Origin of the sequence: Paludisphaera rhizosphaerae (assembly GCF_011065895.1) — a bacterium.
Lineage (GTDB): Bacteria > Planctomycetota > Planctomycetia > Isosphaerales > Isosphaeraceae > Paludisphaera > Paludisphaera rhizosphaerae.
The window spans coordinates 116,884-130,269 of record NZ_JAALCR010000014.1 but is presented as its reverse complement, the minus strand read 5'-3'; the positions used below and the strand labels follow the sequence as shown (position 1 = coordinate 130,269).

Sequence of the window (13,386 nt, the reverse complement as noted above, 5' to 3'; positions counted from 1 at the left end):
GTTGCGTTACAAGACTCCAATGCGGGAGGTCAGCATGTCCACGAGCTTGTTGTATCATGCGTTCGGCGTTCGCGGCTACCAATATACTCGGGCGGATTTCGGCGACGGCCGCGTCATCTTTCACATCGTCCGCGACGACTCGACGTGTCGATGCTCGGCCTGCGGGTCGGCGGAGGTGATTCATCGCGGCGTGGTCTCGCGGCTCTTTCGTTCGCTGCCGATCGGTCGCAAGTCGACCTTCGTCGCCTTGCGAATCCCGCGGCTTGAGTGTCGCCGTTGCGGGGGCGTCCGCCAGGCCGAGGTCGGCTTCGCCGATCCGCGACGCAGCTATACTCGGGCCTTCGAGCGATACGTCCTGGAGTTGGGCCGCCGCATGACCATCCGCGACGTCGCCAAGCTCCTGGGGGTCGGTTGGGACATGGTCAAGGAGATCATCAAACGCGATCTGTCGCGGCGGTTCGCCCGGCCCAAGCTCAAGCGTCTGGTGGACATCGCGATCGACGAGTTCGCCGTCTCCAAGGGCCATCGCTACATGACCACGGTCCTGGACCTCGATTCCGGGGCGGTCGTCTTCGTCGGCGACGGCAAGGCCGGGGACGCCTTGAAGCCCTTCTGGAAGCGGCTGCGGCCCAGCGGGGCGAAAATCAAGGCGGTGGCCATGGACATGTCGGCGGCCTACCGCAAGGCGGTCCGCGAGAACCTCCCCAGAGCCGCGATCGTCTTCGACCATTTCCATATCTCCAAGCTCTTCAACGACAAGCTCTCCGACCTGAGGAGGGAGCTGCACCGGGAGCTGACCGACGGCCTGCGAAAACGAGTCCTCAAGGGGGTGCGATGGCTGCTCCTGAAGGACCCCGCCAACCTCGACGAGGAGAAGGACGAGAAGCGACGCCTGGAAGAAGCGCTGGCGTGGAACAAGCCGCTGGCCGCGGCCTACTACATGAAGGAGGACCTGCGACGATTCTGGGAACAGCCGGGCAAGACGTTCGCGACCCTCTTCCTCGACGGCTGGCTGAAGCGGGCCTGGGCCTCGGGGATCAAGATGCCTCAGGAGATGGCCAGGACGTTGGCCCTGTACCGCAGCGGCCTGCTGGCCTATTACGACGCCTGGATCACCAGCGCCCAGCTGGAAGGGACCAACAACAAGATCAAGACCTTGAAACGCACGGCCTACGGATTCCGCGACAAGGAGTTCTTGGTAGTGGCCCGGCCGCGGTGATATTCCGTAGACTGCGGGGATGGAATCCACGACGCCCGCCCCTGACCCGATCCCGCCGTGCCCGGACTGTCGCGCGACCCACGTCGTCCGCAACGGGACGCTCCGGTCTGGTTCGCAACAACTCCTCTGCCGGGGATGCGGCCGCCGCTTCGTGGCCGACCCCAAGAGGGGTCCGGTGAGCGAGGAACGCAAGGACCTCATCCGCCGCCTGCTCCTGGAGCGCGTGAGCCTCCGCGGAATCGCCCGGGCCACGGGCGTCTCGCGGAGCTGGCTGCAGGGCTTCGTCAACTCGCTGTACCGCGAGGAGACGCCCTGGGAGCCGGGGCCGCTCAAAAAAGTCGGGGCGGCTGATCGTCGAGGTCGACGAGATGTGGAGCTACGTCGGCAGCAAGGCCGACGCCTGGTGGATCTGGGCCGCGCTGGACGCCGAGACCCGGCAGGTCGTGGCAATGGTCGCCGGCGACCGCTCCGAGTTCACGGCCCGGTGCCTCTGGGACGCGCTGCCGGACGAATACCGGGCCGGGGCGACGGTCTACAGCGACTCCTGGGCGGCCTACGCGGCCGTGATCCCGGAATCCCAGCACGTCCCGTGCGACAAGGGCGACGGGCTGACTTGCCACGTCGAGCGGTTCTGGTGCACGGTGCGGCAGCGGTGCTCGCGGTTCGTCCGCAAGACGCTCTCGTTCTCGCGGTGCGACCTGAACCACACCGGGGCCCTCTGGTACTTCATCCGCCATTACAACGCGTCACTGCTTTAGGGCCACCACCGAGTTCTTCAAGCTGAAAATCCTGTCGCTCCACGAAACACGATACGAATTGATTGGATAATTGCATTGTCGCCAATGCGGCCCCGCGCACGCCTCAACCCGATGAACCTTTTTTATTTCACAGACTTCAAGAAGTCTTGGAGCGACGAGTTCGGCCATCGAGTGTAGAGGGCCCGAGCCTTAGCGATGAACTGTGCATGGGTACGCATCTGGAGGGAATCTTTTGCGTCCTCGAAAATTTGCTCGAGAACCTCATCATCGAGCGGTAGATCTAGAGCCTCAACGAGCGCTTCACCCGCCTCCGGCATGTGGGCGTGCGTCAACAACTCCACGCAATTGAGCTTTACATAGTTCTCTGAATGTGTTGCCATTAGATTGGCAACGGCCGTGATAGCTCTCGGAGCCCGCTGCCCCATTTCTCGCAGTAATTTTAAACATCCTTGTCCATGGATATCAATCCATTGGTCCTGGCAATCGTCTTGAACAGCATCCAGCAGAACGGCAATTGCTTCGTCGGGCGTCATGAGTTCGGCACCTTCTGAATTTTGGGATAACCTCCGATGATCTGGCCGTCCCGAACGTATCCTTCGATCAGGATCCCATCAACAATTTTCCGAAACTGGCACGACCCGTCCGACGCGTTCACTTTGACGAAATTGGCTGGGTCGCCGCACACTTCCTTGAGAGCCGCGGTGATCATTTCATCCGTCCAGCTATCCGGGAAAAATGCGTGCGGTCTGCTGGGCTGCCCTTTGACCTTCGTCCCCATGCCCGGCCGCGTGACCCGGATCTTGGCGGATACCACCCCTTGCCCGAAGGCATTATTGTCGTAGACCTCCAGAATTTCCACGTTGGGATTTGTCTTCATCCTGGCGGCATGACCGCCGATGAAATCGCCCGCCGAGCCGGGGGCACCGTCGACCCATTCCCCCTCCAGGATCTTCGCCTCCCTATCCGGCGGCAGATTGGTCGACCCGGCGGCGTTCGGGTTCGTCTGCGACGGCTGCGTCGGGTCTCCGCCGCCGACGCCGCCGCCCCCGCCGACGTTGCCTGTGACCTCGGACATGGCCAACAGCGTGCCCTGTGCGATCTCGACGCCATCAATAGTCACAGTCCGGATCGTGACCTGGGCGTACTCCATGGCGAGCGCGCCGCCGGCCGTCATCCTCTGTCCTACGGGGATCAGGCCGATCGACCCCGAGGGGAAGCTGAGGTTGGACCCCTTGAACGGGAGCACCAGGGCCGCGAGGTTGACGTACTCCTGGCCGATCTTGTCCGAGTCGCCGTCGACCAGCGCCTGGACGAACCGGCCGGGCGTCTGCGCCACGCCGACGACGGCCTCGTGGACGATCTCGCCCGGTTCGTAACCGGCCTCGACCGCCTTGCGGATCCCGCTCATCGGCTCGTAGTAGTCGGCCCATTCGGGCTGGAACGCCAGGATGTAGCCCGTGGCGAGGTCGTCCGCGGCGACGTACAAGGGCTCCATGACGATCGTCTTCGCGCCCTGATAGACCCCCGTCGCCAGCCCCTTGGCGCCCTGGAGGCCGCCTTCCACGAAGCCCCAGGAGACGGCTCCCGCATACTCCAGGCCCGAACCGATGCTCCCCATGACCTTCGCGCCGAAGGACTGTTCCATCCGGAGCGACGTGCTCATGGCCGACCTCCCCTCCCGGGAGCGGACGTACGCCACGTCCCGATCGGGGCTGAAGGCCAGGACTTCGAGCCTGGCATCGGTGAGGAAGGCGCTCTTCTGGGCGTCCGAATAGCCTGTGGGGAATTGGAGTACGGTCGCGTCTTGCAGGTGGGGAGCGAACCCGTTCTCCTGGCCGATCACGACGGGAAGGGTCGCCTTCAATTTCCGACTCGGGCTTTGCAGCAGATCCAGCGTGGGGGAAGGGTCGTAGCGGAACAGCGAGGTCTGCCTGCGGAACAGGTTGCCGTCGCGATCGGAAAGCTCGACCAGGACGTCGTTGGAGCCATAGGCGATGCCGCCGCCGCCGACGTAAATCGCTTGGGTGTCGGCCTTGTTGAAATCGCCGCTCCAGTCCTCGAGGCCGCCGTCGGGCTTCTGGACCTTCACCGACAGCGAGCTTGTTTTCGCGTGAGAATAGTCGAGGGTCAGGTTCGGCGTTCCGGTCGTCTGGAGCGATTCGGTCACTCCGGCCCCGAAGGCCAGGCCTGAGATCGGCTTTGCATGACGCGAGCCGACGTCTGCGCCGCGCTTGACCTCCAATCGGCCTCCGACCGGGATCTCGAAGAACCGCGGAATGTTCAACGAATCGTCGCCGAGGTCGTCCCATTTCTCCGCCACGATCAGCGTGGGGGATCGCCAGATCCCATCGGAGTCCTTGGTCAAATCGACTTGGACCGACTTCAACTCCTGGCCGTCGCTCGCATAGCTCGTAACCGTCGCCGGCATGACCGCGCCGACGAAACCGGTGTCGGTGATCTCGACTTTTCCGACGAACGTCCTTTCGTCAGACGAACTGCGTGCTTGGGTCACTTGACCGACGAGCGAAGCTTGGCCTTCGACGGCCGCCGCATCGAAGTAGAACGCGTTGGCTCCGAGATTCCCCAGAGCATTCTCAGCCTCGACGGAAATGAAGTTTTTGCCGGCCTGTACCTCAATGGTCGTTTGATAGGAATAGCGGCCTCGGCCGAGGTAAGAAAGCGAGGCTAGTTGCCCGTTGACGGTCACTACAGGCCGGAAGGAGGACGGGTCGTCGACGGAGAGGGCGATTAAATCCTCAACTTGACCGGATACGTTGATATATCCTTGATATGGAGATGATCCAGGAATCACCGCCACAGATCCACTCGGTGAATCGATCGTTACGATTGGCTGCGCGCGATAGAGCGGAACAGTCTCGACGTCGGAGTACGTCGTCTCGGTCCCCACATTTGCCTTTACCAGATCGATTGCGGCCGTACTTACGTGGATCACGTCCGTCAGATTTCCGCTCCACTTTCCTCCGGCGACGTTGGCTGTCACGCTGATCGCCAACGGCGAGGCGGCCGTCGCGACGGCTTCCACGAAGAGCGTGATCGTTCCTCCGGGCTGCAGGCCTAGATCCGCGGCCGAGATGGAAACGCCGGAGCCGATGTAATCGACGTTGACGTCCCGCGTGTCGCCGGCGTCCTTGTTCGGCTTCCAGAGCCGAAGCTTGCCTGGGGCGGCGGTGTAGACGTAGGGATCCTCGGGGGTGCCGGCGCCCTTTCGAAGGTTGGGATCGGCGGGATTCGACGCGTCGTAGTTGAAGCTGAGGCGGATCGACGTGGGATCGGCGAACCGGATATTGTCCGAGAGCGTCACCGTCACGGGGACGAAATGCCCCCCAGCGATCCCGTCGAAGTCGGCGAAGTCGGGCACGCCGTCATCGTCCAGATCGCCGAGGTTCGCCCAGACGACCTTGCCCTTGTTCGCGTCTCGTTCCAGCCGATCTTCCTGCTTCGAATGGTCCACCGCGCCGTTGTTGTCGCTGTCGACGTCGACGTCGAGTTGGGGAATGTGGAGGTAGGACACCTTACCTTCGGTCAGGTTGGGCGGCCCGATCGTGCTCGAAATGTACGTTCGAAGCAATTCCCCTTGGTCGTCGATCCAAAACGGCACCGAGTTGGCCCCGACTTGGGCGATGGAGGCCGTCCAATCGTAGTTAGCACCTCCATTCATAGCGAGGAAATCCGGCCGAGTTCCGATGTGACGCATCCGGATCTCGTAACTCTCGCCGGCATCGAAAAAGTAGTCGCCGGAGCCGACCTGGCCGTAGCCGGGCGATTGATACTTGACGTTGCCGACTTGCAATTCCCATCGTTCGGATTTGCTGCCGCTCGGATCCCCAGTGGTCAACTGGAATTTCCCCTTCATGTCGTCGGCGGGCGCGACGCCGCCGTCGGACGGGTCCTTGGGGTCGGAGCCCGAGGCGACCTCGGCGGAGTCGGAGACGCCGTCGCCGTCGGTGTCCTCTTTGGTCGGGTCGGTGTCGTGGGTGTATTCGGCGATATTCGTCAGGCCGTCGCCGTCCGCGTCCCCCTGGGCCGGCGTGGGGCTCTTCGGGTCGAAGCCCTCGTAGCGGGCCTCCCAACCGTCGGGCAGCAGGTCGCCGTCGGTGTCGAAGTAGGTGGGGTCGGTCCCAAGGTTGGCCTCGTCGACGTTGGACAGGCCGTCGTCGTCGTGATCGGCTGTGCCCTCCTCGGCGATCGCGAAGTTGCTCACGGCCCTGCCGGATCTGACCGTGAAGTTCTGGGTGAAGGTCTCGGCCGCCACGCCGTAAGTGTAGACGACGCCGGCGACGACTGTGGAATCGGTGAACGAAGTGAAGTCGTTAGCCGCGCTGCCGATCTCGATCCAAGGCCCATCCGCCGTCCGCCGACTGACGCGGTACGCGACGGCCCCGGGCTTTGGCGTCCAAGCGATGCTGATCGAGGACGACGACTGCGACGTCACGGTCAATCCGGTCGGAGGGCTTGGAAATGCGGGGATCGTGATCGAGGATACGACGGGAGTCGACGCCCTTGATCCGGTCGAGGCAATGAGACGGAAGTAGTACTTCTCGCCGGCCGCGAACGAGCCCTTGAGCGAATAGGCGACGACGTTCCGATCCAGATCGATCGACGTCCAAGTCGATCCATCCCGCGACCAATCCAGACGATAACCCGTTTCGGCGGCGGATCGGTCGATCCAAGCCATGTCGATTCGGTCGGCGGAGACAAGCGTAGCTCTCAGGCCTTCGGGAGCCGTCGGCGAGGACCACTCCCATGCGCTGTCGTTGCTGGTGATGGAAAAACCGCCGGCGTTATAGGCCGTCACGCGGTAGGAGTACTGCGTGTTGTCGGCCAGGTTCCGAGAGTCCTTGTAGGATGTTACGTCGGCTCCGACGGAATCGAGGTACATCCAAACGCTCGATCCCGCGGCGAGGCGTTCGACTCGATACCCCGTCTCGTTCGATACGTCGGACCATGCGACATCGATCGACGATCCGGTGTTCGTCGCCGTCACTCCGGCCGGCTTCGCCGGAAACGCGGGAATCGTCAGCACCGCCGTCGCATAGTCCGAGTAGGTGTAAACCCCTGACGACCATCGCACCGCTCGAATGCGGAAGTGGTAAGTCGCGCCGGACGTGAACTCGCCCGAGTACGTCCCGTTGGAGGAATACGACCCGGGGATCGACGTGCTGACAGCGTCCACCGGCGGACCAGCTACGATGTTCCAGCCGCCGATGCCATCGAACGATTGCTCGACCAGGAATCCGACGTTCTCCATGCTGGATCGATCCGTCCACGTCGCATCAACTCGAGTCGGCGAGACGAACGTAACGACGAAGTCGGACGGCGCCGCCAGCAGCGTCCACGTCCCCGGAGCATAACTGTAACTCGAATAGCCAGCCGCGTCGTACGACCGGATCCGATAATTATACTGCCATAGCTCGTTCAGGTTATCATCGAGCCACGTCGTCGCATCCGCCGGGGGGGACGCGATCGGGGTCCAGACGCCGGACACAAGCCGCTCGATCTCGTAGCCGAGCTCACCGCTCGAATCGGTCCAGGAGAGACCGATCCGATCCTTGTCTAAAGGGGTCGCCGCCAGATTGGCCGGCGCTCCACCGACGGGGACATACACACTAAGCGAAACAATGTTCGAATAGGCCGAGGAGTCCGACGCGGCACGGGCGCGAACCCGGAACAAGTACGTGACTCCCGAGGTCAATCCCGTGGTTGAGTATGTGGTCTGACCGGGTCCTACGGTCGCGACATCCCACGTCGATCCGTTGTTCGACGACCGCTCCACCTCGAAGCTCTGCTCGTCGCTGGAATTGTCGATCCAGGTCAGGTTGACCTGAGTGGCGGAGGCCCGAGTTGCCGAAAGATTCGTCGGGGCGGCTAAAACCGGTGCCGACGTCACGGGGGCAGACCATTCGGAGATCCGGCCGTCCGGCCCGACGGCTTGAATTCGGAAGTAGGTCGTCGAACTGAAGGCGCCCGTCAACGTCACATTGGTCGCATTCGCCGGCGTCGTGATCGGGTCGCCCCAGTTCGTCCCGTCCGACGACCGCTCCACGAGGTAGCCCGTCTCCAGGCCCGAGACGTCGACCCAGGCCAGTCCGACTCTCGAGGCCGAGATGAGGGCGGCCGCCAATCCGGTCGGAGCCTTCAAGCGCGTCCACGCGGACTCCGGATCACTGAACGTGGACGTCCCCGATGCATTAGTCGCCGCGACGCGGTAGTAAAAGCGAGTCCCTTCGGACAAATTCGAGTCCGTGTAACTCGTGGCGTTCGTCCCGACCGTCGTGTCGAGCGGGAGCCAGTTCGTGCCGTTGACGCTCCGTTCGATCGTGTAGCCGTCGGCGCCCGCCGAGGCGGTCCACGTCACCTGCACCGCCGAATCCGACACTGCCGATGCGGCGACGCCCGTGGGTGTGGCGGGGGCCGTCGACGTTCCGGGGACCGGGTCGAAGAAGATCCCGCTGACCACGGCGTTGGAGCCGCCCACCCGGGTGATGCGGAACTGCACCGAGCCGCGGACGTCCCACGTCTGGTAGAGGCCGTCGTGAAATTGCGACGCCTCTCGGGAATCCAACACCACGCTCGTCACGGGATCGACGACCTCGATCCGGACAATCCGACTGTCGCCGTCCCAATCCACCATGTACAGACTGATCCGGTGGGTCGCGTCGTCCGTCGGCGTCACGTCGACGATCACCTCGAACGGCGATGAATTGAACCAGGCCGAGGCGACGCGTCCCGACCCGTCGGGCTTCTGCAACGCCCGCGTCTCCCCTGCGTCGACGTCCCCGTCCCACACGTGGTCGAGCTTGTTGTCGAAGCTGACGGTCGCATAGTTCGGCTCGGATTCCGCGTCGCCGGCCAGCACGTAGCCGTCGTCGCCGTAGGCACCGATCCAGTCGCCCTGCGTCGTCGCGTCGGACCTCACGAACGACGCCGACGCCGAGTTGGGGACCTGGTCGAAGAAGACGCCGCTGACGACCGCGTTCGACCCGCCGTCGTGGACCACCCGGAACCGCACCGCACCGCGCACGTCCCAGGTCAGGTACGCCCCGCCGGCGAAATCCGACGCGTTCCGGCTGTCCAGCACGTCGCCGGTCGCCAGGCTCACCACGTCGATCCGCTCCGTACGCCCGCCGGCGTCCCAGTCCAGCAGGTAGAGGCTGATCCGGTGGGTCGCCTCGTCTGTCGGCGTCACGTCGACGACCACCGCGAATTCCGAGGTGTTGAACCAGGTCGCCGCCACCCGTCCGGAGCCGTCGGCCCGCTGCAACGCCCGCGTCGTCGACGAGCCCGGATTGGGGTCCCACGTGTGCTCAACCCCATCGTCGATGGAGACCGTCGCGTAGTCCGGATCGTCCGTGTCGTCGCCCGCCAACTTGTAGCCGTCGCCGCCGTAGACCCCGAGCCAGTCCCCCTGGGTCGTCGCGTCCGTTCTCACGAACGACGCCGACGTCCCCTCCAAGCTGCTGGCCGAATACACCTGCACCGAACCGATACCCGAGGCCGACGGCGCCCAGCCCGTGGACACCTGGCCGGCCATGAGTTGCCGCATCTCCAAGAGGCTGGAACGACGGGACGAACCCCCTCATCGTGCGAGCGCGACGGGCCTGGAGGGTACGACGACGTTCGGCGGGATTGCGGCTCATGGCGGGCTTCTCGAATGCGGGCATTCGGATCGGCGCGCACGTCGAACGGGGCAGGGACGCAAGCGTCCCGCGGGCCGTTCGATCGCGATCGTCTCGATCCTCAGGCGTCCGAGGACGCGGGGGAGGTTGGGTCGTCGACCGCCTTGCTCGCGAACATCGCGTTGCAAGGCCATACCATCGTCACGACCGAACCCACTGATACGCTCAAGCCATATTCACGTACAAGCCCCCAGTACCTACGTCGAGGCGCGGATGCGTTAAACCACTCCCTGACGCGCTCGCCGACGGGCGACGCAAATCCATGAATCCTTTAGAAATTCGTCGTGGCCAGCTATTAGGCGTTTGTCATGATTAATTTTTCCCAACGATGTCGGCTGCCGATGCCTGGATTCGATGAACGCTGGCATTCGATCCGGAGTCGGCCGTAGGCTCGATTCCAACGCGGCTCATCGAGGCCGTGATCCATCCCGAGCCTCCTCAGGTCGCGGAATGACGGTTGGATCCCGTCGATCTGAATGCGGCGGACGGCGACGGCTCGCGACCCTAAAGTTCAGGCCAGAAAACTTTTAGAGCCGACGTCAAGTTGTCTCTGATTGACCGATGCGCCAAGCCCCACCTCTCGTCGCGCGCTTCCTCAACTTGAATCTCTTTCCTTTGGGCTACAGAGGCCTGGGGCCGGCGTCAGGAGCTCGCCGAGCTGCACGAGGTAGCAATGCATCTCGAGGTATCGGGCGTCGATGTAAGTGTCGCCCGACTCCGCCTTCCGGCCGACCGGCACCCGCGACGGCATGAGGCCCAACAGGTTCGGCAGCAGCCGCGCCGTCTCGTCGCGGAGCTTGTTGTACTGGCGGCCGAATCGCCGGAACGGGGACTCCTTCAGCGTGCGGGGCGACGCCCCGCCCAGAGTCTCGGCCGTGGCCTCGACGAGCCGCTTCAGCCGCTCGATCTCCGCTTCGATCTCCATCAGGCTTCTCCCTTGTCGGTCCCGCCCTTCAGGCCGTCGTCCTCGGGCGGCTTCTTGTCGCGCGGCAGGGGCGGGGCGTGGAGCCTGGGATTGTGGTCTCTCGAGGACGCGCAACAGTTGACGCAGACGATCGGCGGGCCGTCCGGGTCGAGCGGATCCTCGCGGCAGGTGCATTCCAACCGCGTGCCGAACTCGCGCGGCCGCTCCAGCTTGTCCATCAACCCCTTCGCGTACGCGGTGTTGATCCACCGGCTCACCGTGCTCGGCTTGAGGTCCAAGGCCTGGACGATCTCCTGGTTCGTCTTCCCGTGCATGTGCAAGGCATAGACAACCGCCTTGATGTCTACGGCCGGTTCCTCGACGGGGTCGAGTTCAGGTTCGTACCTCCGAACGGCCTTCATCGACGCAACTCCCCTGTCATATAGCGCACGAACTATGCACCGGCCTATACGCGAGTCGGCGTCCGTCGGCTCAATCCTCATCGTCAATGTGCCTGCGTAGGGCCCTGAGCGAACTCCGCCGACTGGCTTCCGACAGCCTGCTGCGGGCCCGAGCGGCCTCGCGTTCGGTGGCCTTCCTCGCCTCGCGAGCCGCAAACCCTCGCCCCCCGGAGGGGGTCGTATCCGGCTGATACTTCTCCCGGACATACTTTTCGGGCTGGGACGATCGCATGTCCTTGCCGGTTTGCCAGTTGATCTCCGAGGCGTCGGGACCGCCGCCCGTGAACGCCATGGGGTCGCCCTGCCAGCCGAACGGGCCGCCGAACCCGCCCGCGTCGATGTTGGGGGCCGCGACGCCGAAGACGCCGTCGAGCTGGGAGAACATCATCGGGCCGCCGCCCAGCCTGGTCATGGAGTGCGTGTACATCCCCGGGTCGGTCATCCAATCGACGCGGTTGCTGAGCGTCATCTCCGTGACCGTCGGGGGGCCTCCGGCCTGGTGGCCGAATCGCACGACGACCGAGCGGACGGAGAGCGCGATCGACTCGTCGCCGGTCGTGTAGCAACTCCCCGCGAAGCTCAGCGTGTGCCCGTCGCCCGGATCCAGGACGTCGTCGTACAGGTCCAGGTAGGCAACTCCGCCCTCGATCTGCACGTCCTTGATGGACCTGTGGACCATCCGGGCGAGGGCCTGCATCTGCGCCTTGTTCCCGATGTAACCCCACGACGGCACTTCCTCGACGCGAGTGTTGGTCATCCCGGCGACGGTGTGGGATGTCCCCTCATACTGCGGCACTCCGGAGACGTCGGGAGGGTAGGCCGTCTCCAGGGCCCCGCGAGAGTAGAGCAGCAGGACCAGGACGTCGGCCGGCGGCGTCACGGCCGCTCCGCCGATCGCGAGGTCCTCCCGGCTGGTGAACCCGCGCACGATCGGCTCGTCGAACAGGATCTGGCCCTTCTCGGGGATGATCTTGAACGTCGCGGGGATCGCTCCGCCGTCGCTCCCCACCAGCAGGGCGGCCGGAGCGTTCAGGAGCTGCACGCTGGCGTTGTTGAGCCCGTAGAACGGGAACGGGGTGGGGGACGACGTCACCAGGTGCTGTTCCACGAACCCGCCCGGGGTGACGACGTTGAACAGCCGCCAGACGTTGTTCAGGCCGGTATCCCCGTCGTCGTCCTCCAGGGGCGCCGCCGTGCCGATCAGCTCGTAGGAATCCCAGGCGTCGGACGCCGAGTTCTCCAGCTCGACGCCGAGCGTCACCGTCGCCGTCCCGCCGGCCGTCATCGCGTCGCAGGCCGTCACCGGGACGCTGACCGAATAGTTCAATCCGATCCCGGTGGCCTTCTTGAGGTGGATCCAGGCCTGGCGCTTGTTCCAGAAGTTCGCCGGCCACGTCCGCGAGCCGTCGCTCGACTGGATCGTGACCGACGTGGGGCCGCCCGTCGTCGTGACGGTCCCGACGTCGGACGCGTCCCCGGGGTGCGTGAAGGCTGCGTCATTCCAGGACAGCCGCTGAGGGTCGGTCCAAGCCGGCTGGAGCTCGTCCGACGTCTGGCGGCCGTTGAACGGCCGGATGTCGCCCTGGCCCCTGGCGACGACGCGCGGGGCGCAGCCCGACCAGTCGCGTCGGAGCAGCGGGACGTCGATCGGGTCATCCCCCAGCGTCAGCGTGTGGGCCTCCGCGGTCGCGCCGACCTCGCCCAAGGCGGCCGCGTCGACGAACCGGATCAGACCGGTCGGCAGGATCACCATCCTGACGTTGCCGCAGTAAGTGAAGAGCACCCGCTCCATCGCGTCCGCGAGCTGGCCCGAGATCACCACGGCGTCGACCGGCACGCGGGTCAGCTGGGCGAGCTGGGCCTCGGTCGTCGAGTCCGAGGACACGCCGATCGCCGCCAGGGACGCGGCGTTCATGTCGATCACGGCCTGGACGATCTCCCCTATGGACTTCCCCTGACGCGACGGGATGGCGTCGCCGTCGCCGTAAGGCTCGTTGAACACGATCGAGCCGCTGAAGTCCGACGACGTGAACTGGCGCTGATTCATCAGGTATTTGAGGCCGACGCAGCGATAGCCCCAGGTGCGGCCCTCGTCGTAGCCGGGCTGTGCGAGCGTCGTGACGCCCTTGAACCGCAGAACGCCCCCGCCGTCGCGGTATTCGACCGGCTTCTGACTCGGGAATCGGGGCTGGGGGCCTCCCGCATACTCGTGGAACTCCAGCCAGGAGTCTCCGCCCCGCTCCAACTCCCACGCGCAATAGGCGTCGACGATGAGGCTGTTGGCTTTCCGCTCGTCGACGTCGTAATTGGTCCCGTCGATCGTCAATACGCCCGGCATCGTCGGCCC

General features: G+C 64.6%; 7 protein-coding genes and 1 pseudogene. 3 read left to right on the top strand and 5 right to left on the bottom strand.

The window, feature by feature from the left end; all coding sequences use genetic code 11:
- Positions 1–34: 34 nt before the first annotated feature.
- From G5C50_RS18885 to G5C50_RS33280, 3 genes and pseudogenes are all read left to right on the top strand, one after another.
- A complete protein-coding gene (locus G5C50_RS18885) occupies positions 35–1,219 on the top strand; it encodes an ISL3 family transposase (protein ID WP_165071835.1) in 1,185 nt (394 codons plus the stop codon).
- A gap of 19 nt (positions 1,220–1,238) precedes the next feature.
- Positions 1,239–1,331 (top strand): annotated as a pseudogene (locus tag G5C50_RS33360) (hypothetical protein); the annotation flags it as partial.
- A 256-nt stretch (positions 1,332–1,587) separates the two neighbouring features.
- On the top strand, positions 1,588–1,977 hold the full coding sequence (locus G5C50_RS33280) for an IS1 family transposase (RefSeq protein ID WP_407673565.1): 390 nt from the start codon (positions 1,588–1,590) through the stop codon (positions 1,975–1,977).
- Between the two features lie 122 nt (positions 1,978–2,099).
- Here G5C50_RS33280 and G5C50_RS18875 read toward each other — a convergent pair whose 3' ends face one another.
- The 5 genes from G5C50_RS18875 to G5C50_RS18855 form a co-directional block, all read right to left on the bottom strand.
- Positions 2,100–2,510 (bottom strand): hypothetical protein, encoded by a 411-nt coding sequence (locus tag G5C50_RS18875; protein ID WP_165071833.1) that lies wholly within the window; start codon positions 2,508–2,510, stop codon positions 2,100–2,102.
- Positions 2,507–9,529: a fibronectin type III domain-containing protein gene (locus G5C50_RS18870; protein WP_165071831.1), complete on the bottom strand. Its 7,023-nt coding sequence runs from the start codon at positions 9,527–9,529 to the stop codon at positions 2,507–2,509. Before G5C50_RS18870 ends, G5C50_RS18875 begins: the two co-directional genes overlap by 4 nt.
- 740 nt (positions 9,530–10,269) lie before the next feature.
- The gene (locus G5C50_RS18865; RefSeq protein WP_165071829.1) at positions 10,270–10,599 is read right to left on the bottom strand and encodes a hypothetical protein; all 330 of its coding nucleotides are present in this window, start codon (positions 10,597–10,599) and stop codon (positions 10,270–10,272) included.
- Positions 10,599–11,000 (bottom strand): hypothetical protein, encoded by a 402-nt coding sequence (locus G5C50_RS18860; protein WP_165071827.1) that lies wholly within the window; start codon positions 10,998–11,000, stop codon positions 10,599–10,601. The genes G5C50_RS18865 and G5C50_RS18860 overlap by 1 nt, the downstream gene beginning before the upstream one ends.
- A gap of 70 nt (positions 11,001–11,070) precedes the next feature.
- A complete protein-coding gene (locus tag G5C50_RS18855) occupies positions 11,071–13,377 on the bottom strand; it encodes a hypothetical protein (RefSeq protein ID WP_165071825.1) in 2,307 nt (768 codons plus the stop codon).
- Positions 13,378–13,386: the final 9 nt, after the last annotated feature.